Source organism: Bradyrhizobium sp. S3.7.6, assembly GCF_054061875.1.
The window spans coordinates 2143350-2165678 of record NZ_JBSSEQ010000001.1 but is presented as its reverse complement, the minus strand read 5'-3'; the positions used below and the strand labels follow the sequence as shown (position 1 = coordinate 2165678).

21 protein-coding genes and 1 pseudogene are annotated in these 22329 nt (G+C 64.1%); 6 read left to right on the top strand and 16 right to left on the bottom strand.

Annotated features, from left to right (window positions below):
* Positions 1 to 39: 39 nt before the first annotated feature.
* From fliF to ACVJ5M_RS10245, 6 genes are all read left to right on the top strand, one after another.
* Positions 40 to 1650: a flagellar basal-body MS-ring/collar protein FliF gene (gene fliF, locus ACVJ5M_RS10270; protein ID WP_166080900.1), complete on the top strand. Its 1611-nt coding sequence runs from the start codon at positions 40 to 42 to the stop codon at positions 1648 to 1650.
* Between the two features lie 17 nt (positions 1651 to 1667).
* Positions 1668 to 2759, top strand: a complete 1092-nt coding sequence (gene fliG / locus ACVJ5M_RS10265; RefSeq protein ID WP_028153248.1) for a flagellar motor switch protein FliG — start codon at positions 1668 to 1670, stop codon at positions 2757 to 2759.
* The gene (locus ACVJ5M_RS10260) at positions 2759 to 3382 is read left to right on the top strand and encodes a FliH/SctL family protein (RefSeq protein WP_063981200.1); all 624 of its coding nucleotides are present in this window, start codon (positions 2759 to 2761) and stop codon (positions 3380 to 3382) included. Before fliG ends, ACVJ5M_RS10260 begins: the two co-directional genes overlap by 1 nt.
* A gap of 3 nt (positions 3383 to 3385) precedes the next feature.
* A complete protein-coding gene (gene fliN / locus ACVJ5M_RS10255; RefSeq protein WP_018318401.1) occupies positions 3386 to 3736 on the top strand; it encodes a flagellar motor switch protein FliN in 351 nt (116 codons plus the stop codon).
* Between the two features lie 51 nt (positions 3737 to 3787).
* Complete coding sequence (gene flbD, locus ACVJ5M_RS10250; protein WP_456679281.1) at positions 3788 to 5173, top strand: sigma-54-dependent transcriptional regulator FlbD; 1386 nt, start codon at positions 3788 to 3790, stop codon at positions 5171 to 5173.
* A gap of 381 nt (positions 5174 to 5554) precedes the next feature.
* Complete coding sequence (locus tag ACVJ5M_RS10245) at positions 5555 to 6703, top strand: M20 family metallopeptidase (RefSeq protein ID WP_063981199.1); 1149 nt, start codon at positions 5555 to 5557, stop codon at positions 6701 to 6703.
* Positions 6704 to 6872: 169 nt separating this feature from the next.
* Here ACVJ5M_RS10245 and ACVJ5M_RS10240 read toward each other — a convergent pair whose 3' ends face one another.
* The 16 genes and pseudogenes from ACVJ5M_RS10240 to ACVJ5M_RS10165 all read right to left on the bottom strand — a co-directional run bounded on the left by ACVJ5M_RS10240 (position 6873) and on the right by ACVJ5M_RS10165 (position 22292).
* The gene (locus tag ACVJ5M_RS10240; protein WP_028160973.1) at positions 6873 to 7028 is read right to left on the bottom strand and encodes a hypothetical protein; all 156 of its coding nucleotides are present in this window, start codon (positions 7026 to 7028) and stop codon (positions 6873 to 6875) included.
* Positions 7029 to 7125: 97 nt separating this feature from the next.
* Positions 7126 to 7707: a flavin reductase family protein gene (locus tag ACVJ5M_RS10235; protein ID WP_063981198.1), complete on the bottom strand. Its 582-nt coding sequence runs from the start codon at positions 7705 to 7707 to the stop codon at positions 7126 to 7128.
* A 32-nt stretch (positions 7708 to 7739) separates the two neighbouring features.
* Complete coding sequence (locus ACVJ5M_RS10230; RefSeq protein WP_063981197.1) at positions 7740 to 8576, bottom strand: ATP-binding cassette domain-containing protein; 837 nt, start codon at positions 8574 to 8576, stop codon at positions 7740 to 7742.
* A gap of 7 nt (positions 8577 to 8583) precedes the next feature.
* Positions 8584 to 9390, bottom strand: coding sequence for an aliphatic sulfonate ABC transporter permease SsuC (ssuC, locus tag ACVJ5M_RS10225; RefSeq protein ID WP_063981196.1), 807 nt, complete (start codon positions 9388 to 9390; stop codon positions 8584 to 8586).
* On the bottom strand, positions 9387 to 10553 hold the full coding sequence (gene ssuD / locus ACVJ5M_RS10220; RefSeq protein WP_063986101.1) for an FMNH2-dependent alkanesulfonate monooxygenase: 1167 nt from the start codon (positions 10551 to 10553) through the stop codon (positions 9387 to 9389). The genes ssuC and ssuD overlap by 4 nt, the downstream gene beginning before the upstream one ends.
* An 8-nt stretch (positions 10554 to 10561) precedes the next feature.
* Positions 10562 to 11524, bottom strand: coding sequence for a sulfonate ABC transporter substrate-binding protein (locus tag ACVJ5M_RS10215; protein WP_063981195.1), 963 nt, complete (start codon positions 11522 to 11524; stop codon positions 10562 to 10564).
* A gap of 38 nt (positions 11525 to 11562) precedes the next feature.
* The gene (locus tag ACVJ5M_RS10210) at positions 11563 to 12513 is read right to left on the bottom strand and encodes a sulfonate ABC transporter substrate-binding protein (RefSeq protein ID WP_063981194.1); all 951 of its coding nucleotides are present in this window, start codon (positions 12511 to 12513) and stop codon (positions 11563 to 11565) included.
* Between the two features lie 377 nt (positions 12514 to 12890).
* The gene (locus tag ACVJ5M_RS10205) at positions 12891 to 13334 is read right to left on the bottom strand and encodes a hypothetical protein (protein ID WP_283017543.1); all 444 of its coding nucleotides are present in this window, start codon (positions 13332 to 13334) and stop codon (positions 12891 to 12893) included.
* 81 nt (positions 13335 to 13415) lie between these two features.
* The gene (locus ACVJ5M_RS10200; protein ID WP_063981193.1) at positions 13416 to 14582 is read right to left on the bottom strand and encodes a cytochrome P450; all 1167 of its coding nucleotides are present in this window, start codon (positions 14580 to 14582) and stop codon (positions 13416 to 13418) included.
* Positions 14583 to 14802: 220 nt separating this feature from the next.
* Positions 14803 to 15732 (bottom strand): hypothetical protein, encoded by a 930-nt coding sequence (locus tag ACVJ5M_RS10195; protein WP_354099865.1) that lies wholly within the window; start codon positions 15730 to 15732, stop codon positions 14803 to 14805.
* Complete coding sequence (locus ACVJ5M_RS10190) at positions 15692 to 16042, bottom strand: hypothetical protein (protein ID WP_354099864.1); 351 nt, start codon at positions 16040 to 16042, stop codon at positions 15692 to 15694. Before ACVJ5M_RS10190 ends, ACVJ5M_RS10195 begins: the two co-directional genes overlap by 41 nt.
* A gap of 337 nt (positions 16043 to 16379) precedes the next feature.
* Positions 16380 to 17255, bottom strand: coding sequence for a L,D-transpeptidase (locus ACVJ5M_RS10185; protein ID WP_063981191.1), 876 nt, complete (start codon positions 17253 to 17255; stop codon positions 16380 to 16382).
* A 346-nt stretch (positions 17256 to 17601) separates the two neighbouring features.
* Positions 17602 to 18525, bottom strand: a complete 924-nt coding sequence (locus tag ACVJ5M_RS10180; protein ID WP_354098294.1) for a dienelactone hydrolase family protein — start codon at positions 18523 to 18525, stop codon at positions 17602 to 17604.
* 149 nt (positions 18526 to 18674) lie between these two features.
* Positions 18675 to 19464: pseudogene (locus tag ACVJ5M_RS10175) on the bottom strand (helix-turn-helix transcriptional regulator).
* A gap of 269 nt (positions 19465 to 19733) precedes the next feature.
* A complete protein-coding gene (locus tag ACVJ5M_RS10170) occupies positions 19734 to 20939 on the bottom strand; it encodes an LLM class flavin-dependent oxidoreductase (RefSeq protein WP_354099863.1) in 1206 nt (401 codons plus the stop codon).
* 105 nt (positions 20940 to 21044) lie between these two features.
* Positions 21045 to 22292, bottom strand: a complete 1248-nt coding sequence (locus ACVJ5M_RS10165; RefSeq protein WP_283017545.1) for an acyltransferase family protein — start codon at positions 22290 to 22292, stop codon at positions 21045 to 21047.
* Between the last annotated feature and the right edge of the window lie 37 nt (positions 22293 to 22329).

The following is a 22329-nucleotide window of genomic DNA, read 5'->3' as shown; positions in this document are numbered from 1 at the left end:
CGACCGCTCGGTTGCGGGTCGAAGCTTCGGGGCGGTTGCTTGCAAGGTCTTGCGGACTTTTTGAAGGGTATCGGCGCCGCCCGGTTCGGGGCGATGATCGCGGTCACCGCCGCGCTCATCGGCTTCTTCGCGTTCGTCATCATGCGCGTGACCACGCCGCAGATGACGACGCTGTTCACCGACCTCTCGGTCGAGGATTCTTCGGGCATTATCAAGGATTTGGAGCGACAGGGCATCCAGTTCGAGCTGCGCAATGAAGGCAGCATCATCATGGTGCCCAAGGACAAGGTCACCCGCCTGCGGATGAAGCTCGCCGAGGGCGGCCTGCCCAAGGGCGGCGGCGTCGGCTACGAAGTGTTCGACAAGTCGGATGCGCTCGGCACCACCTCTTTCGTCCAGAACATCAACCATCTCCGCGCACTCGAAGGCGAGCTCGCCCGCACCATCCGCGCCATCGACCGCATCCAGGCCGCCCGCGTCCACCTCGTGCTGCCCGAGCGCCCGCTGTTCTCGCGCGAGGCGCCGGAGCCGTCGGCCTCGATCGTGGTTCGGGTCCGCGGCTCGCTCGAGGCCCAGCAGATCCGCGCCATCCGTCACCTCGTCGCCTCCGCCGTCAACGGGCTGAAGCCGCAGCGCGTCTCGATCGTTGACGAGGCCGGCTCGTTGCTCGCCGACGGCGCCGCGACCGATCCGGAGCAGGCGGTCGGCGACGAGCGCCGCACCGCCTTCGAGAAGCGGATCCGCAAGCAGGTCGAGGACATCGTCTCCTCCGTGGTCGGCTCCGGCCGCGCCCGCGTCCAGCTCTCCGCCGATTTCGACTTCAACAAGATCACCCAGACCTCGGACAAGTTCGATCCCGAGGGCCGCGTGCTGCGCTCGAGCCAGACCCGGGAAGAGAGCAGTCTCACCGCCGACAACAATGGCCAGGTCACCGTCAACAACGAGCTGCCCGGCAGCCAGCAGAACAGCGGTCCGACGGCGAAGGACCAGAGCAAGAAGACCGAAGAGACCAACAATTACGAGATCTCCCGCACCACCAAGACCGAGGTGACCGAGGCCGGCCGGGTCAACCGCATCTCGGTCGCCGTGCTGGTCGACGGCATCTATTCCAAGAACGACAAGGGCGAGCTCGCCTACACGGACCGCACCAAGGAACAGCTCGACCGCATCGCCACCCTGGTGCGCTCGGCGATCGGCTTCGACCAGAAGCGCGGCGACCAGGTCGAGGTCGTCAACCTGCGCTTTGCCGACGCCCCCTCCACCGCCCCGATCGCCGAGCCCTCCGGCTTCCTTGGCATGCTCCAGTTCACCAAGGACGACGTCATGTACTTCGTCGAGCTCGGCGTGATGATGCTGCTCGGCCTGGTCGTGCTGTTCCTGGTGATCCGCCCGCTGGTCAAGCGCATCCTCGCCTCCGAGGAGGTCGCCGCCGCGATCTCCGGCGCCCTCGCCGGCCCCGCCGCTTCGGAGGAGGCCGCGCCTGCCGGGCAGGCGCTGCTGCCGGGCGGCGCCGCGAGCGCGATCGATGTCGCCACCATTCAGGGCCAGGTCCATGCCCAGTCCGTCCATCGCGTCGGCGAGCTCGCCGAGCGCAACCCCAACGAAACCGTCGCCATCATCCGCCAATGGCTGACCGAACCCGCGAAATAATCGAGAAGTGAACTGACATGGCCGGCAACCTGCAAAACGCCAACTCCAACGACATCACCAGCGTGATCTCGACGCTCGGTGCCCGCCAGGGCAGCCGCGCGGGCGGCAAGACCGAAGCGGTGACGGGTCCCAAGCGCGCCGCGATCCTGATGCTGGCGCTGGGCGAGCAATATGGCGGCAAGATCTGGTCGATGCTCGACGACGACGAGGTCCGCCAGCTCTCGCTGGAAATGTCGACGCTCGGCACCGTCGAGGTCGACACGGTCGAGGACATGCTGCTCGAATTCGTCTCGCGCATGTCGGCTTCCGGCGCGCTGATGGGCAATTTCGACGCCACCGAGCGGCTGCTGCAGCAGTACCTGCCACCGGAGCGCGTCAACGGCATCATGGACGAGATCCGCGGCCCCGCCGGCCGCAACATGTGGGAAAAGCTCTCCAACGTGCAGGAAGAGGTCCTCGCCAACTACCTCAAGAACGAATATCCGCAGACCATCGCGGTCGTGCTGTCGAAGCTGAAGCCGGAACACGCCGCGCGCGTGCTCGGCATCTTCCCCGAGGAGCTCGCGCTCGACGTCGTCAACCGCATGCTGAAGATGGAGGCGGTGCAGAAGGAGGTGATCGAGAGCGTGGAGAAGACGCTGCGCACCGAATTCATGTCCAACCTGTCGCAGACCCGCCGCCGCGACGCCCATGAGGTGATGGCGGAAATCTTCAACAATTTCGACCGCCAGACGGAAACCCGCTTCATCACCTCGCTCGAAGAGGACAACCGCGAATCGGCGGAGCGCATCAAGGCGCTGATGTTCACCTTCGACGACCTCGTGAAGCTGGATTCCGGCTCGGCCCAGACCCTGATGCGCAATGTCGACAAGGACAAGCTCGGCGTCGCGCTCAAGAGCGCCAACGAGGACGTCCGCAACTTCTTCTTCGGCAACATGTCCTCGCGCGCGGCCAAGATGCTCCAGGACGACATGGCGGCGATGGGCCCGGTCCGCCTGCGCGACGTCGACGAGGCCCAGGCGCTGCTGGTCAACCTCGCAAAAGACCTCGCCGCCAAGGGTGAGATCATGCTGACCAAGAACCGCGCCGACGACGAGCTGGTGTACTGATGGGCGCCCCGGCAAAATTTCTGTTCGACACCGACTTCGCAGCGCCGGAGCGGTCTCCGCGCGAGAAGGCTGCGACCGCCGCCGAGATCGCCCAGAAGATCGCGGAAGCCGAGGCGCGCGCCTATCAGGACGGCTTTGCCGCCGGCCAGCGCGAAGCCAAGGCCGAGAGCGACCGCCGCGTCGCGCTCGCCATGGAAGAGATCAACATCGGTGTCCGCGGCGTCGCCGCCGGCATCGGCAACATCGAGACCAAGATGGAGACCGAGGCGGTCGACGTGGCGGTGGCGGTGGCGCGCAAGCTGTGCGCCGATCTGGTCGCTGCCGAACCGCTCGGCGAGATCATGGCGCTGGTCAAGGACTGCTTCTCGCACCTGGTCGCGACGCCGCATCTCGTCGTGCGCATCAACGACGCGCTCTACGACAGCGCGCGCGAGAAGATGGAGCGGCTCGCCAAGCAGAGCGGCTTCGAGGGCCGGCTGGTGATCCTGGCCGAACCCGATATCGCCACCGGCGACTGCCGGATCGAATGGGCCGACGGCGGCGTCGTGCTGGAGCGCGGCGCCATCGTGGCCAAGATCGACGAAATGGTCGGACGCTATATCGCGTCCCGCAGGGGGAGCTAAGCCATGAGCGACACCGACGGACAGGTCCCGCTGCCCGATCTCAACGGCCCGATGCCGCCGACCGGTACGGACGTCGGCTACAACGAGGACGAATATGCGGCGCGCGCCGCCGCCGACCTCGAAGCCGTGTTCGACGTGCCGGTGCAGGTCTCGGCCGTGCTCGGCCGCTCCAAGATGGACGTCAGCGAGCTGTTGAAGCTCGGGCCCGGCACCGTGCTCGAGCTCGACCGCCGCGTCGGCGAGGCCATCGACATCTACGTCAACAACAAGCTGGTCGCCCGCGGTGAAGTCGTCCTGGTCGAGGACAAGCTCGGCGTGACCATGACCGAAATCATCAAGACCGAACGCAGCTAGTAGCGCAAGGAATGACGCGCGGCAGCGCGACCAGACGGACAGGAGACTGACATGCGGCTTCTCATCGTTGGCACATTGAAGGGCCAGCTCACCACCGCCACCAAGATCGCGATGGAGAACGGCGCCACCGTGACCCACGCCGAGGATCACGAGCAGGCGATGCGCGTGCTGCGCGACGGCAAGGGCGCTGACCTCCTGCTGGTCGACGTCGCCCTCGACATCCGTGACCTCGTGATGCGGCTCGAGGCCGAGCACATCCACGCGCCGATCGTCGCCTGCGGCATCACCAACGACGCCCGCGCCGCGGTCGCCGCGATCCACGCCGGCGCCAAGGAATACATCCCGCTGCCGCCGGATCCAGAGCTGATCGCCGCGGTGCTGGCCGCCGTCGCCAACGATTCCCGCGAGCTGGTCTATCGCGACGAGGCGATGGCCAAGGTGATCAAGCTCGCCCAGCAGATCGCGGGCTCCGACGCCTCGGTGATGGTCACCGGCGAATCCGGCACCGGCAAGGAAGTGCTGGCCCGCTACGTCCACACCCGCTCGGCCCGCGCCAAGCGGCCGTTCATCTCGATCAACTGCGCCGCGATCCCCGAGCATCTGCTGGAATCCGAACTGTTCGGCCACGAGAAGGGTGCCTTCACCGGCGCGATCGCGCGCCGCATCGGCAAGTTCGAGGAAGCGACCGGCGGCACGCTGCTGCTCGACGAAATCTCGGAGATGGACGTCCGCCTGCAATCGAAGCTGCTGCGCGCGATCCAGGAGCGCGTGATCGACCGCGTCGGCGGCACCAAGCCGGTGCCGGTGGACATCCGCATCATCGCGACCTCGAACCGCAACCTGGCGGAAGCCGTGCGCGAAGGCACGTTCCGCGAGGATCTGCTGTTCCGCCTCAACGTCGTCAATCTGAAGATCCCGCCGCTGCGCGAGCGTCCCCTCGACATCCTCGAGCTCGCCCAGCATTTCGTGAAGAAATATGCCGAAGCCAACGGCGTGCCGGTGCGCCCGATCTCCGCGGACGCGCGCCGCGTGCTCTCCACCAACCGCTGGCAGGGCAACGTCCGCGAGCTCGAAAACACCATGCACCGCTCGGTGCTGATGGCGCAGGGCGACGAGATCGGCCCCGACGCGATCCTCACACCCGACGGCGACCGCCTCGACCTCGCCAAGACCGCCCCGGCCGTGGCGCATGCGACCATGGCCGCCGAGCAGGTGACGAGGGCGCTGGTGGGGCGCACCGTCGCCGACGTCGAGCGCGACCTGATCCTGGAGACGCTGAAGCACTGCCTCGGCAACCGGACCCATGCCGCCAACATCCTCGGCATCTCGATCCGCACGCTGCGCAACAAGCTCAACGAATATTCCGACGGCGGCATCCCGATCACGCCGGCGGGAACGCCGGGCGAATATCCGCGGATGCCGATGGTGGGGGCGTAGGTCTCCACGCTGGTTGAGAACGAAGATGCCCGGGCCAGCCCCGGGCATTTTCATTTGCGACGTACGCTAACTCCGTCATCCTGAGGTGCGAGGCATGGGACGCAACGCGTCCCATGGGGAGCCTCGAAGGATGCACGGCCACAGCCGGGCCGTCGTCCTTCGAGGCCCGCTTCGCGGGCACCTCAGGATGACGGTAAGAGATCTCGTAGCCCGGATGGAGCGAAGCGCAATCCGGGGTTAGCTCCGCGATCGGGATTCCCGGATTTCGCTTCGCTCCATCCGGGTTACGGGACCTATCACATGGCCGCACCGCATCCGGCGACTAGGTCGCGCCTACGCGAGGCCCTATAAGCACAGCCCTAGAACCACGCGAGGATACACATGTCGGAAGCTCAAATCACGGACTGGCTGGCGTCGCAGCGGCAGGCGATGATCGATCTGCTGCGCGATGTCGTGAACATCGATTCCGGATCCTACGACAAGGAAGGCGTCGATGCGGTCGGTGCGCGGTTCGAGCGGCATTTTGCCGAGCACGGCATTCCGTTCCGGCGCGAGAGCAACGCCACCTTCGGCGATGCGATCCATGCCGATGTCGCCAAACCCGGCAGCAACGAGAAGCCGGTGCTGTTGATGGGCCACCGCGACACCGTGTTCGGCAAGGGCGAGGCCGGGCGGCGTCCGTTCACGATCGAGGGCAAACGCGCCTATGGACCCGGCGTTGCCGACATGAAGTCCGGCGTCGTGATGAACATCTTTGTGGCGACCGCCTTCCACAAGTTCGGCGGCAGCCCGCATCCGATCAAGGTACTGATCACCTCGGACGAGGAGATCGGCTCGCCCTCTTCGCGCCCGGTGATCGAGCGCGAGGGACGCGCCGCACGCGCCGTGTTCAATTCCGAACCGGGGCGGCCGACCGGCAACATCGTCACCGGCCGCAAGGGCGGCATCTTCATGCACTTTGCCATCACCGGCAAAGCCGCGCATTCCGGTGCCAATTTCGCCGCGGGCATCAGTGCGATCGGCGAGCTCGCGCACAAGATCGTCCATATCCACGCGCTGACTGATCTCGACAAGGGCATCACGCTGAATGTCGGTCTCGTCTCGGGCGGGCAGTCCGTGAACACCACGGCGCCCTCAGCCGAGGGCCAGATCGACCTGCGCTACGTCGATCCGGCGGATCGTGCGAGGATCATGGCGGCGATCGAGACCATCATCGCGACGTCCTACGTTCCGGGTACCAGCGCGACGCTCACGGTGAAGGGCGAGTTCGTGCCGGTGGTGCAGAGCGCGGAGTCGAAGGCGCTGTTCGAATGCTATCAAGCGGCCGCAAAGCAGGTCGGCCTCGCCACGCTCCAGGGCGAGTTTTCAGGCGGCTGCGCCGATTCCGGCTTCACCGCCGCAGTCGGCACGCCGACCATCTGCGGCCTCGGGCCGGTCGGCGGGCTCGCGCACACGCCGGAGGAATATCTCGAGCTCGACAGCATCGTGCCGCGCGCCCAGGCGCTGGCGCTGGCGATTTTGCGGGGGTGAGCGAAGCTGTCGTAGGGTGGGCAAAGCGAAGCGTGCCCACCAATTCGGTCGTCGCGGATAGATGGTGGGCACGGCGCAAGAGCGCCTTTGCCCACCCTACGAGACTCGTCATTCGTGGTTGCACGTGGATGGCCGGGTCAAGCCCGGCAATGACGAGTCGAGAGAGCCGTCACGAATAACTCGGCGCGTCCGGCTTGCGGAAGATGTGGATGGGGTCGCCCGGCACGATCGGCTGGCCGCTGAACATCGCATAGGCGTAGAGCGCGAGGTAGCCGATCGCGAGCGCGCCGATGGCGTAGAAGGCCCAGGTGGCGACGCGCTTCATTGTTCCGCTCCATGGCCGTCCCGGACGGGGCGGCTCAGGGCGCTTCTAGAGCGATGACGGGGAAAAGGCCAGCCTGCGGCCCACCCTAGCGCAGCGATCAAACGCCGCGCAGGCCGCGGGCGGGAACGCTGACCTCGGCGAGCCTCGCCGCGTCTTCGTCCTGGTCGACCGCCACGTACTGGCCGTGCCAATAGGCCAGTGCAGCATTGCGGGTCGAATTCCTGACGCTGCTGACGCGGCCGATGACGATGCCATGCGAGTGGCGCTCGACGATCTCCTCGACCTCGCAATCGACCGCGGACAATGCACCGACCAGCAGCGGAACGCCCGAGACCGCGGTGACCCACTGGCTGCCCGCAAAGCGATCGGCCCCCTTCAGCCCGCCCTTGCCGGCAAAACGCTCGGCGACGTCCAGCTGGTCAGCCGCGAGGATGTTGACGCCGAAGGCGCCGTAGCGGCGGATCAGCGGGAAGGACGAGGCATCGCGGTTGATGCTGACCAGCAGCGTCGGCGGATCGACCGCCAGCGAGGTCACCGAGGTCACCGTCATGCCGGTAATGTCCTTGCCCCGCCCGGCGGTGATGACGCTGACGCCGCCGGTGAGGTGGCGCATGGCGCCGCGGAAATCGGCGGACGAGACGGCAGTTTCAGTCATGAGATCGCGAGGCACTACATTCATGGCATGGTCCCCGAAGCGGGGTTCCCCTGTATCTAGGTACGATCGTCCGCCGACAAAAGATGGCTCAGGATCGAGCCTTCGAGGCTTGCGAGCTCGGCGGAGCCGCGTTCGCGCGGCCGGGCGGTGTTAACCGTAACATCGTGGGCAATCCGGCCCTCGTCGATCACCAGGACCCGGTCGGCCAGCGCGACGGCCTCGGCGACGTCGTGGGTCACCAGGATCGCGGTAAAGCCCTGGTCGCGCCAGACCCGCTCCAGCAGCCGCTGCATCGAGATGCGGGTCAGCGCGTCCAGCGCGCCGAGCGGCTCGTCGAAGGCGAGCACACGCGGATGGGAGACCAGCGCACGGGCGAGCGCAACGCGCTGCTTCTGGCCGCCCGACAGCACCGACGGCCACTGATCACGCTTGTCGGTCAGCCCAACCTCGGTCAGCGCCTTCTCGGCGCGCGCATGCGCATCACTGGATGAGCGATTACGGCCGAGACCGACCTCGACATTGGAGAGCACCCTCGCCCAGGGCAGCAGCCGCGGCTCCTGGAACATCACGCGGATGTCCTCGGGCTGGACATCCTGGCCGAAGCTGATGCTGCCGGCCTCGAACTTTTCCAGGCCGGCGATCAGCCGCAAGAGCGTGCTCTTGCCGCAACCGCTCTTGCCGACGATGGCGACGAACTGGCCGGCGGGAATGTGCAGGTCGATGCCGCGCAGCACCTCGTTGTCGCCGTAGGATTTGCGCAAGCCACGGATGCTGAGCGGCAGGCCTGTCGTCTGCGCCGGGCGCTCCTCGCGCACGACGCGTGCCTGCGGCACGAAATTGGCGCGGCTGGCGAGCTCGGTTTCGGGAAGGGCCGTACGAAGAGCTGTCTGCATGTCACTCTCAGCGTTTCTGGAAGGCGGGGTGCCAGGAGAGCGTCAGGCGCTCCAGCACACGGGAGGCGCTGTCGGCGAGCTTGCCGAGCAGAGCGTAAATCAGGATCGAGAGCACGACGACGTCGATCAGCATGAACTCGCGCGCCTGCATCGCCATGTAACCGAGGCCCGAGGAGGCCGCGATGGTCTCGGCGACGATCAGGGTGAGCCACATGATGCCGAGCGCAAAGCGGATGCCGACGAAGATCGAAGGCAGCGCGCCCGGGAAGATCACCCGGCGGAACAGCTCGCTGTCGGTCATGCCGTAGATGCGGCCCATCTCGATCAGCTGCGGATCGACGGTGCGGATGCCGTGCAGCGTGTTGAGGTAGATCGGGAAGAACACCCCGAGTGCTACCAGGAACAGCTTTGCGCTCTCGTCGATGCCGAACCACAGAATGACCAGCGGGATCAGCGCCAGATGCGGCACGTTGCGCACCATCTGCAACGTGGTGTCGGTGAGCTTGGCCGAGAGCTGCGACAGGCCGTTGGCGAGACCGAACGCGAAACCGATGCCGCCACCGATCAGGAAGCCGATCGAGGCACGCCAGAACGACACCCAGATGTTGCGGACGAGCTCGCCGGAGAGCAGCAGCTTCCAGCCCGCGAGCACGACGTCGCTCGGCGCCGGCAGCACGCGCACCGGCACGAAGCCGGTGACGCTCGCGACCTGCCAGACCGCGATGATGGCGAGCGGCACGATCCACTGGATCAGGCCGTCAACCCGCGGCAGGCGGAAGCTGCGCGGAAGTGAAACGCTGTCAATCAGGCTCATGACTCGGACACTCGCTGCTGCGGACGGTAATCGCTGCCGACCGTTTCGCCAAAAGGACCGCCATTGAAGTGCAGTTTGGTCACGTTGCTCGGCTGCTCCAGCGAGAGCAGCGGGAATACTAGCTCGGCAAAGCGATACGCCTCCTCCAGATGCGGGTAGCCCGACATGATGAAGGTATCGATGCCGATGTCCTGATACTCCCTGATGCGGGCCGCCACCGTCTGGGCGTCGCCGACCAGCGCCGTGCCGGCGCCACCGCGCACGAGACCGACACCGGCCCACAGGTTCGGGGCGATCTCGAGCTTGTCGCGCTTGCCGCCATGGAGCTGCGCCATGCGCTGCTGGCCGACGGAGTCCATGCGGGCAAAGTTCTTCTGCGCCAGCGCGATGGTGTCGTCGCTGACATGCCTGATCAGCTCGTTCGCGGCGCGCCAGGCCTCTTCGTTGGTCTCGCGAACGATCACGTGAAGACGAATGCCGAAGGAGAGCTTGCGGCCGCGCGCAGCTGCGACCTCCCTCACCTTCGCGATCTTCTCGGCAACCAGAGCCGGCGGCTCACCCCAGGTGAGATATTTGTCGACGGCGTCGACGGCGACGTCGATGCCGGCATCGGACGAACCGCCGAAATAGAGCGGCGGCCGCGGCGACTGCACCGGCGGAAACAGCAGCTTGCCACCCTCGACATGGATGTGCTTGCCCTCGACATTGACGGTCCTGCCGGCGAGCAGGTCGCTATAGACACTGAGGAACTCGCGGGTGACCTCGTAGCGCTCGTCATGGCCGAGGAAAATGCCGTCGCCCTTGTTCTCGACGGGATCGCCGCCGGTCACGACATTGACAAGGAGCCGGCCATTGGTGACGCGGTCGAGCGTCGCGGTCATGCGCGCCGCCACGCTCGGCGATTGCAGGCCGGGGCGGACAGCCACGAGGTAGCGCAGCCGCTCGGTGAACGGCGCAACCGAGGAGGCCACGATCCAGGAATCCTCGCAAGATCGCCCGGTCGGCAACAGCACGCCGTAATAACCGAGCTGGTCGGCGGCCTGCGCGATCTGGCGCAGATAGTTGAAGTTGACCTCACGGCCGCCGATGCCGGTGCCGAGATAGCGGCCGTCGCCGTGGGTCGGCAGGAACCAGAGGATGTTGGTGTTGGACTGCTTACTCATGTGCTTGCTCACGATCCTGGTTTCCGGGCCACGTCGGAAATCTTGATGGATTTGGGGATCAGGTTGAGCGCGAAGAACGCATCCGCAACCTGCTGCTGATCGGCGATGACGGCATCGGTGATCGGCCTGATGCCGTAGGCCTGCCGCTTCAGCGCCACCTCGACCACCGGGACAGACAGGCCGATCGCCGGCGCGAGCTGCTCGGCAACCGCGTGGATGTCGCCCTCGGCCCAATCGTCGACCGAACTCAGCTCAGCAAGCACGGCGTCGACGATCTTCGGGTTGGTGTCGAAGAATTTCTTCGAGGCGAAATAGAACTGGTAGTTGGCGACGATGCCGGTGCCGTCGGCGAGCGTGCGCGCGCCGGTGGCGGCTTCCGCGGCGGCCTGGAACGGATCCCAGATCACCCAGGCATCGACCGCGCCGCGCTCGAAGGCGGCGCGCGCATCGGCCGGCGCCAGGAACACCGGCTCGATCTCGGAATATTTGACGCCCGCCTTCTCCAGCGCCTTGACCAGGAGATAGTGGACGTTGGAGCCCTTGTTGAGCGCGACCTTCTTGCCCTTGAGATCGGCGACCGATTTCAGCGGGCTGTCCTTCGGCACCAGGATCGCCTCGCCCTTCGGCGCCGGCGGCTCGTAGGCGACATACTGGATCGGCGCGCCCGCGGCCTGCGCGAAGATCGGCGGGGCCTCACCGGTGTTGCCGAAATCAATCGCGCCGACATTGAGCGCTTCGAGCAGCGGCGGGCCGGACGGGAATTCGGTCCACACCACCTTGTAGCCGTCGGCGGCGAGCTTCGGCTCCAGCGTGCCCTTGCTCTTGAGCAGCACCAGCTTGCCGTATTTCTGGTAGCCGATGCGGACCACCTTGGCTTGGCTGTCCTGGCCGTAGGAGGTGCCGACCGCGGCGGCGACGATGCCGATCGACAGCACGATGGCGGCGATCAGACGTTGAACGATGCGCCTCATGTTCAGACCTTTTGATATGGGGAGATTGGTCGGCACGATCAGGTCGCCGCGCTGCGCCAGACGATGTCGCGAACGACGATCGGCTTCGGGATCAGGCCGAGCTTGTAGAAGCGGTCGGCGACGCCCTGCTGGGTCACGACGATGTCGTCGGTGACGGGGCCGACCACGAAGTTCGCCCGGTCGGCCGCGACGGTCTGGATGTCCAAGGGGACGCCGGTGACTGCGGCGAGCGATTTGGCGACCTCACCGCGGTGCTGTTCGGCCCATTTGCCGGTCGCGGTCGTCACATCGACGATCTGTTGCAGGATGGAGCCGTGGTTCTTCGCGAACTCACGGTTGGCGATGTAGAAGGAATTGGTCTTGGTGACTTCGCGTGCATTGATCAGGATGCGGCCGCCCTGCTTGGTCTCACCGATCGCGAAATAGGGATCCCATATCGCCCAGGCCTCGATGCTGCCATTGGCGAAGGCGGGACCGGCATCGGGCGGCGTCAGATAGACCGGGGTGATGTCGGCATAGGTGAGACCGGCCTTCTCCAGCGTCTGCACCACGACATTGTGGGCGCTGGACCCCTTGGTGAAACCGATACGCTTGCCCTTCAGATTGGCGATCGAGCGGATCGGCGAATCCTTCGGCACCAGGATGCCCTGGCCGTTGGTGATGGGCTGGCCCGCGGCATAGACGATCGCCGCTCCGGCGGCCTGGGCGAACACCGGCGGGGAATCGCCGACCGAACCGAAGTCGACACTACCGACGTTCATCGCCTCCATCATCGGCGGGCCCGAGGAGAACTCGACCCATTTCACGTCGATGCCTTGCGGATTGAAATGCTTTTCCAAGGAAGCCTGCTGGCGCGTGATAACCAGCACGCCGGTCTTCTGGTAGCCGATACGAATTTCCTTCACCGCGCCCTGCGCGTTCGCTCGGGAGGCAAATGCAGCGGCGGCCGCAGTTCCAACGGAGAGCTTGAGAAAGTCACGACGTTGCATTCCACACTCCCGGCCGCCTGCGGCCGTCATTCCCTTGCGTTGCAGGAATGATGGTGCGGGTCAGCGGAGGTGTCGAGACGCCAGGGAAAATAGCGATGCGAGCACTGCGCGTGTGGCGAAGCGCATGATTAATCTTTCAAGCGGGCGCGCTCATGCAGAGGGATTCTTTTCCGCACGCGAATGTGAGAGCCGCGGGAATCTGGTCGACGCTCCCAGCACCAGAACATGAAATGTCGAAAACAACCCCATGCGCAGTAGCCGACAATAGTCCGATCAATGACTTACGTATTATCCGAAATTCGTTTGACACGTCGGGCAAAACAGGAGCATGATGGCATCATGGCAGTGTGTGGATCGGGGCCTCCGACAAGGCGCGGTCAGTGGTCGCGCACCCAGGGATCGGACGAGAAATAGCAATTCTCGAGCACCATGCGATCCCTGGCGCGGAAACTGACGCGACATCGACGCCACACCATTGTCTGATGTTTGCCGTCGTCTGACGTATCGACGTCGGAGATCCACACGTTCGGCCGTCGCCAGCGGTAACGTCCGTCCCGATCCCAACCGTCGCAACCGCCGCGGCCGCATGCGATGTGGACACTGGTCATCGTCCCATCTGGCCTGAAGCACCAGGTCCGCGAACCCCACTCCTTGCCGGGCGGCGTCTGGGCGTAAGGCACAAGCGAGGTCTGCGTCCAGCAGCCGGAAATGGAGGACGGTCCGGCGGCGCGCGCCGGTACGACGACCAGCAACGCGATCAGCGCCGATGCGGCAGCCAGAGACGATTCAAGCCACGGCTTGGGCCAGAACTGGATGGACATGACGCCATATGTGTCGCCGGGGAACGATGCGGTTCAATCGTCCGACGACACGAGTTCGCCGTCACGGCGACCGTCGTCTGGTCAGTGCACCCACCTCACCGGCAGGTTCTGCAGGCCGCGAAACGCCCAGCCGCCGATCCGCACTGGCTCATGGTCGGCAAGTTCGAGACGACTCGCCCTCGCGAACACCGTCGGCAGCGCGACGTCGGCAATCATCGCACGCGAGGCCCAGGCGCCGGCGCAGAAATGCGGGCCGGCGCCGAAGGCGACGCTCTTGGAGGTGTCGCGCCGCACGTCGAACTGGTCGGCGCGCTCAAAATGCTTCTCGTCGCGATTGGCGGAGCCGAACATCAGGAACACGCGCTCATCCAGCTCGAAAGAGACGTCACGGATGCTCCACGGTTTTGCGATGCGCCGCGGCGACATGCCGATCGGCGAAATCCAGCGGGCATATTCCTCGAACGCCTCGAGCCAGGTCACCTCACCCTTGCGCACGAGATCGAGTTGCTCAGGATGGCTCAGCAGCGCCCACACCGTGCCGGCGATCGCCTTGCGCGGCTCGTTCTGGCCGCCAGAGATCGCGAGTTTTACATTTGCGCGCACGCTCTCCATCGGCATGCCCGCAGCGAGGAGTACGCCGAGGATACTTTGATCGGGATGCTTGCGCATCAAAGGCAGAATGTCGTCGATCGCAGCATCAATCCCTGATGTCGCGGCATGACAGCGCGCCTCGACCGCGGGATCGCCGCCATAGTTCGCGATGCCCTCGATCATGCCTTGCGACCACGAATCCATGTCCTGGAAGCCGATATTGGTGAGGCCGGTGATCGACTTCAGGCATTCGCCGGAAAACGGCAGCGCGAAGTCGCGCATGAAATCGATCCGCCCCGGCTCGATCGCACCGATGATGCGGTCGGCATGGGCCTGGAACAGCGCGGTCCAGTGTGCCTTCACCGTCCTCGGCGACACCGTCGGAAACATCGCGCGCCGCTCGATTTGATGCGCCTCGCCGTCCTTGCGCATCATGTTGTGGCCCATCAGCCGGTTCATCAGGCCGGCGGGCTGGTGCGAGGAGAACACGTCGATCTGCTTCTCGGAGATCGAGATGTCGTCGCGGCTCGCAAGCAGCGTCGAGCCGAGCTGCGGCACGAAGGCGATCGGCGCTTCCTTGCGCATTTTTGCGAGCATCGGATAGGGGTCGGCCCAGAATGCGGCAGGGTCGATGTCGATGCGCGGCGCGGTGCTCAAGCGTTGCTCCCTTGTAATTTCCTCGATCCCTCAAGTTACCGTTTTCGGAGGCGTCTGTCTGTCCCCAGCGATTGGGACAAGCCGGCAAAGATTCAGCCAAGCATCGGGAAAGAATCGGGCCGCCGTAAGGACGGTCTGTATGGCCTGCGCGTACAGCTTCTCACGGCCGGGGATCGAGCCGCCATCCGCGAAGCCCACGCAAAGCATCTACCGATCGCGTCTAAGGGCCAGGGACGGACGCTGCCTGATCAAGCGAAAATCCACGATTTCGCAGAATCGTTTGGATCGTCTTGTCGTGCTGATTCAGCTTTGCGGCGGCAAGCACCTCCGCTGCAAACGCCTTTGGCGCGCTGGTCTTGGACGGGTGGTCCAACAAAGACCACCATGCCTTCATAAGAATCGGATCGATCACATCCCCAGTTAGTCGATTGCGCATTTCCCAGAACGCACCGCCCCAAATCTCGCCGGTAGTCCAGGGATCATCTTTCAAAGCCTTTGTCGTCTTGAACTTCAGCCTGTTGTCGAGGCAACGGAGATATGGCTGACCCGGGCGGATGATCTCAGCGGAAATTTCACCTACCCGTGGGTTGTTCAAGAAGCTTGCTGGAAAGTAGTCGGCAAGACCCGACTCGATCCCGGCGAAGTTTCCCGTCCATGGATTGTTGGTTTTGGACGTTAGAGCGTGATGGCTATATTCTCGCAAGGCCACAAAAACATCGCGGGCGATCCTGGAGTCAATTTCGAGCGTGTTGTTTTGGTACCGGGCATACTGCCCGGGCACCGCACCAATCTTGATCTTCGCCTGAACCAAGTCGGGCGGCGAACCAATCTTGTCGAGGTAAGCAATGTATGCCTCGAGTTTTCCCTGTAGCTCGGTTTGAATGTCGGCCGTCAGATCAGTTGTAGCCTCAAAGGCAAATCGTCCCGGCGATGGTAGCGACGGACCTTTGCCCGGCTGCCGACGATCAAGATATTCTCGAAGAGAGATTGCCTGGTCCTTCTCAACGACCAAGCCTGCTCCGAGCAAGAATTCCAAGTTCTTGGCCGCGGCTTCCGTGTCGCCGGTCTTGATCATTTCAAGAATGCGCGTGGACTCCGCCTTGCTTGTCTCAAGCTTTAGCTGGGTCCTCCCGTTGAAAAAGGTGACCAAGAGGGTTTCCCAATGCAGCCAGAGCGGCGGCGCAAATCGCGACAAAGAGAGGATTGAACCATTTAGAGCTGACTTGCTCGCCTTCCCGAAGCGAAAGCTCCCGCTCCTTTAGAGCAAGCTCGCGCACCCGCATCTCACGTTCGTCGCGCCATTTTTCCTTGTCGAGTTCAAGCCGAAGGGCCTCAGTACTCGGCTCGTTCTTGGCTGCCTGTGCAAGGCTTTTGGAATTCGCAAGGGCAAGGACAAGCGCCGCGATTGGCAAAGCCGCCACCGCACCGGCTAGTTGCGTGACAAACTCGCGACGTCTCATGTCGGGACTCGCTCCTCTCAGGAGTTGACAATGCGCGCGTAGATCTGTCTGCGAAATGCCTCACATTCCGAGGGCCGTAAGCGAGGCATTTGAAACCTAAGTCTTCCAATTCAAATGCCGGCCTTACCCGTCACCCCTCGATAGGGCGGGGATGATACGATGCTATCCCAAGTTATCGAAGCGATAAACCGCTCGCTTTAGTCGATTCGCGATTCCCCGACGGCGGACATCGGCAAGCGCATGAGCGAACGTTCGTTAAGTGCCCGCAACTGACTTAAACGCGACGACTTGAATTGCCTCCTTGTCCTCGGTTGCAGACCGAGGACCGAGGACTGACTTACCGAGCTTCGGCGATCTTCGGTCCGGATGACAACATCTGCGCGTTAGCCGCCAGGGGCCGCTTCGACGGCGATGCCGGGTCCGGCAGCCGGAAAGCGGCGTCGGCCGGCGCTCCCTGGGAGGGCCTGCGGGCTGCGGTTGCCGGAAGCACGATCACTTTCGCTCCGATCTTCACCCGCTCGTAAAGGTCCGCGACGTCGTCATTGGTCAGCCGGATACAGCCGGACGAAACCTTCTTCCCGATCGTATCGGGATTGTTGGTGCCGTGAATGCGATATTCGGTCTCGCCGAGATACATCGCCCGGGCGCCGAGCGGATTGCCCGGACCGCCCGCCATGAACCGCGGCAGATAAGGCTGACGCGAGACCATTTCCACAGGCGGATGCCAATCCGGCCATTCTGCTTTGCGGGCCACAGTCTGCTCACCGGACCATGTGAAACCTTCGCGGCCAACACCGATGCCGTAGCGCATCGCCTGCCTGTCGTTCAGAACGAAATAGAGGAATGTGTTTCCGGTATCGATGATCACGGTGCCCGGCGCCTGACGGCTGGCGTAGTCAACCACCTGCCGGACAAGTGCTCCGGGAACGCCAGCGTCGGCTTTGGGTGGTTCGACCAGAGGGGCCGGGATCGGAGCCGGAACCGGAATCGCAGCCGGAGCTGGCGCTGATGCACGAACTGGAGTCGACACGTAAACCGGAGTTGACGACGCCTGGGCCTGTTGTGCTGACGGTTTTCGTATCGGTTGCACGTCCGCCGGGCTAGACAGCAAGCTATACCCCACGACGGCGACGGCCACGGCGCCAATTGCGACTCTCGCGGCCATGGGTATTGCGAGGGCCTCTGCCTTCTTACGTTTGGCCCGCTTACTCATGTCTTTCCCCAGGTCACCATGCCTGGAAGAGGTACCCGGCAAGATTTAAGAAACTTCGAAGCGATGTCGCTCAGAGGGGAACCGTTGGCGATGGTTAACGCCCAACTCTTGTTCGGCGACGTGAAAATTGGGCGTACCGCTTGATATTGAGGTTGCGATGCGGACGACGCGCTTCTCATCGCGGAACGAGTCGGGGTCTGAATCGCCGGGCGGAGCGAACGCGCTCCGCTCCTTCATTGACGGCGGCTTCGGGCCACGAGCGGAAGTCGTTCAGGCGGACTTCCCGCATCTATCCGCCGCCATTCGGCCGTCGTCGCATACCTACAGGCTGTGCGACTCCGCGCGGTCAGTTTTCCGCTTTCTTGGCCTCGTTCAACGCACTAATGATTGCCTTGATGGTGCCTTCCGCAGCCGCGGCATTGTATCCGACATGGTAGCCATGGAAAACGTGGATTGGCTCGTGATCTTCGAAGCTGTGGTTCGCCCCCTTCCACAGCACCGTCTTCACGGGAATCGACCGCTTGCTCTCGGCCATCTGGCCGCAGAGGATGGGGCTGGTCGCCTCGTCCTTCTCTGCTAGGAAGAGATGGACCGGGGCGTAGAACTCGACGTTCTTCATCAAATAACAGGACGGCTGCATCGCGAAGCCGCCCGCGAACATGTGCTCGTGCAGGTCGCCGATCGCCCGGTTCATGATGATCAAGGTCGTGGTCGCACCGTTGCTGCGGCCAAGGACGTAGACCCGCTTGGGATCGGCGATCTTCTGTCCGATTAGCCAGTCCAGCGCCGCATACGCATCGTCAGCCCGGCGCCGCGCCCAAGTCAACTGGCTGGGATCCGAGCAGACGCCGTCGGGTCCCAATCCCCGGCTGCCGAAGCTGTCGAGCAGGAGAACACCATAGCCTGCTCCGACCAATCTGCCGCCGTAGTCACGCCCCCATTTCCTCTCGACCCGGCCGAACCCGTCGCAGCCGTGCAGCATGATCACGAAGGGGTCTGGTCCCTTGGCGCCCTGCGGCCGTATAATGTCCGTCGACAGTTCGCCCTCGGCCTTTACCTTACCCTTTTCCTCGACGGTGCCATCCATGAAGTTTTTCGACCTGCCGTCGATGTATTCGTTGCCGGGAATCCAAGGCAGGGACTGCGCTGAAGTATGCCAAGGTATCTTGACCATCTCAGCACGCGCAGATGAGAACGACAAAACAGCGACTATTGAGAGTATGATTTGCCTCATTGGAAATTGCACCTTTGCCCCCTTGATTCTGGTCAACACCATATCCGACTTGGGAAAGCGTAAGTATCCTTGAAGAGGATTCGCGCCGCGGATGTCGGCCTTGGGTCAAAAGGCGACGACCCCGGAGGGCCGGCTGCGCGTCGGCTTTGCTCTCGGAAGCAGATATCGCGGATCTAGAGTCCCCTTTAGTTCAGGTGGCCCGGCCCCGAGAGCAAGCCCAGCACGATCGCAAACAACTCGTTCTGCGAGGAGATGCCGAGCCGCTCATAGGCGCGCTTGCGGTAGGTCAGGGTCGAATGCAGGCTGATGCCCAGCGCTTGCGAGATCGCCTCGGAGCTGAAACCGAGCAGGATGCGGCGGCAGACGTCCTGCTCGCGCGGCGTCAGTGCGGAGAGGGGCGCGCGCGTTGCGAACAACGCGGCGAGGTTCTGGTCGGGCGTCGCGGTGGCCGCCTGCTGGAAATGACGCGCAACGCTGGCGCCGATCGCAGGCGCAATAACCTGGAGCCGCGCACGCTCGACGTCGCCAAAGCAGCCCTGGGCGGTGATGCGGTAGAAATTGACATAAAAGCAGGTGTCGCCGACCCAGATCGCCGTCGCATATTTGTCGACGATATCAGAGTCGTTGAAGAAGATTTTCCGGTAGCGCGCGCCATACATGCGCGGCGCGAACGACGGCAGCATGATCGGCGCGCTGCCCCTCGCCTTCGAACAGCGCATCACGATTGGGATCGGATTCGTGGAACTGACCGGCATAGGCCGCGCCGAGATCGCTGCCGATCGGGATGTTGCCGGCGTCGAGCAGACAGCTCGCCGCGCCGGTGCGTGTCAGCGCGAACACCATGCAATGGCCGACGCCGGCCTGCCGGCGCAACGTGTCGATCAGGACATTCGGGAAATCAGGTCGGCCGATGGCGAGCACCGCCGGCGCGATGTCGTTCGCCGCTGGAGTTGAGGCCATGCCGTGGGGCCGCATTGGTTCCTCCGCAAAAGTTCTTTTGGCGGACGATATCAGCAGCCGGGTTTGACCGAAAGTCGGAGACGGCGGCTTATGCCGCTTCTGGGTCCCGGCTCTGCGCAGCAACGCTACGCGTTGCAGCGCGTCCGGGACACGAGAGTCTTGCTGGCCGATGCGGAAAAGGTCTCGTGCCCCGGACGCAGCGCAGCGTGACATAAGCGCGTTTACGCGCGTCTTCGACGCGCTATGGCGCTGCTAAGCCGGGGCCCATGCCGGATGCAGCGCCCCTACCCCGCGGCGGCCTTCGCCGGCGCGACGTTGATCGCGAGCTTGCCGTAGCGATCCGTAAACGCCTCGGTGTCGATCTCTTCCAGCTTGATCTCGCCGCTCATGACGCCCTGCTTCCACGCCGCCTGGGCCGGATCGTTCTGGAACTCCGGCATCACCTCGCGGCCGAACAGCTCGAGCGATTCGCAGATGTGCTCGTGGCTGTTCTTGCCGGCCTGGTTGAGCAGGATGACCTGGTCGATATGCGACGACTGGAAGCGCTTCAGCTTCCTGCGGATGGTCTCGGGCGAGCCGATCAGGCCGCCGCGCAGCGCCGCCTCCTGCGCTTCCGGATAGTCGCGCTTCCACTTGTTGTACTCGTCCCACATGTTGACGGTGTAGGGCGCGGGACGCTGGCGGTTCTGCGAGGCGCCGTAGAACTGCAGCGCGAACTGGAAGAAGGTGGCGCCGTCGGCGCGCGCACGCGCCTCCTCATCCGTCTTGGCGCACATGAAGAACGAGACCAGCGCCATGTTCGGGTTGATCTCGTAGTCGGCGAGCTTGTGCAATCGCTTGGTCATCGCGTTGTAATAGGCGTGCACCCAGGCGTGCGCCGCGTCGGCGCTGACGAACTGGAAGCCCAGCGCGCCAAAGCCGTGGCGGCCGGCGCGCTCGATGGTCGGCAGCTGCGAGCAGGCCATCCACAGCGGCGGGTGCGGCTTCTGCACCGGCTTCGGCACGACATTGCGCAAGGGAATGTCGAAATACTTGCCGTGGTGCTCGCTCCCCGCATCCTTGAACATCGGGAAGATCGCCTGCACCGCCTCCTCAAAGACCTCCTTCTTGGTCTCCATGTCGCGGCCGAACGGCGTCAGCTCGGTGATCGAGGCACTTTCGCCCATGCCGAATTCGCAGCGGCCGTTGGAGAGCAGGTCGAGCACCGCGACGCGCTCGGCGACGCGCGCCGGGTGGTTCGTCGTGAGCTGGAGGATGCCGTGGCCGAGCCTGATGTTCTTGGTGCGCTGGCTCGCGGCGGCGAGGAATGATTCCGGCGAGGGCGAGTGCGAGTACTCTTCGAGGAAGTGATGCTCGACGACCCAGGCGTGGTCGTAACCGAGCTTGTCGGCAAGTTCCATCTGCGAGAGCGCGTTCTGGTAGAGCTTCAGCTCGTCGCCGGCCACCCAGGGCCGTGGCAGCTGCAGCTCATAGAAGATGCCGAACTTCATGACGCCTCTCCCGCTTATTCTTGTTGCACTCATCTTAGTGAGCGGGGAGGCGCTGTCTATGGAGCCGCAATTCCGCCGTGCGGGAGAATGACCCGACACTTCGCGTTATGGCACGGCGGGGCCTGTGACCGCGGCGGCAGGCGCCGCTTCGCGCCGTGCGCGGCGGCCATTCAGGAGCGCACCGATGAAGGTGAAGCGCACCAGCAGATGATAGCTCGCCAACATCGGGAGAATCGCGACGACGAGAATGATGGCGAACTTGACCGGCCCGGGCCAGTCGAGCTGCGACAGCGCGACCTGCAGCGCCATCACGATCGGCGTGTGGATCAGATAGAGCCAGTAGGAGGCATCGGCGAGGTAGCGCCGGGTCGGGCTGAGGCCGGACATGAAGCGGAGCGCGAGGCCGAGGACAGCGAAGGTCGAGATCCATATCGCCGGCGCATATAGGATGGCGGAGACAAGCCTGAGCGTGGCGAAACTAACCGGCAATTTCGGCGCACCCGGCACGGACATCATCACCCCGACAAGCACGAAACTGATCAGAATGAGGCCGAGCGCCGGCAAGAGATTCCACAGCCAGCGTCGCTCCAAAATCCGCAGTAGATCGGTCTGCCGATGCAGCAACCAACCGAAGCCGAAGGCAGTGCCGAAGCCGACCCACGCCTGGAGGTTCGTGACGAGCGATTGATCCGGCGTCCTCACGCCCATCACATTGATCCATCTTTGATCGAGGCAGAAAGCGATGCCGATCGGGATCGCCAGAACCAGGGGCGCCAGCGGATTTTGCATAATCTGCGCAAAGAGGCGGTCGACAACCGTTCGCAGCGTGCCTGATACATCGAGCCAGACAATTGCGCCGCGCAGCAGGAGCATGGCGACATATAGCTCCAGCAGCACATAGAGAAACCAGAGATGGGTCAGCGGGAAATTCGGCAGCACCGGCGGCCAGCGAGGTGCGCCGGGGATCGGGCCGCCGTTCGGAAAGCCCGCGGCCCATATGACCACCAGGGCCATCGGCGTAAACACGATCGGCCAGCCGACCACTAGCGGCAGTCCGATCCTCTGCAACCTGTCCGTGACGAAGCCCCAGATTCCCCGGCGATGAAAGCTCATGCGAGCGAAGAAACCCGCCATCAGGAAGAAGGTCGTCATCCGGAAGACGTGGATGACGAAGAACAGCAGGCCCAGGGCCAGGCTTTGATGGGTATCCTGTATGATCCAGATCCTGGTCGGGGCCGGCACGAACGACAGGGTTGCGTGCAGGACGATGCCGAGCAGCAGGGCAAAACCCCTGACCGCGTCGAGCGCGTGCAACCGTTCCGATGCGGGGGCGATGGCGGTCGATCGGGACATGGACGGACTCGGCTTGCTGGTGAAAGGCTTGTTTCCG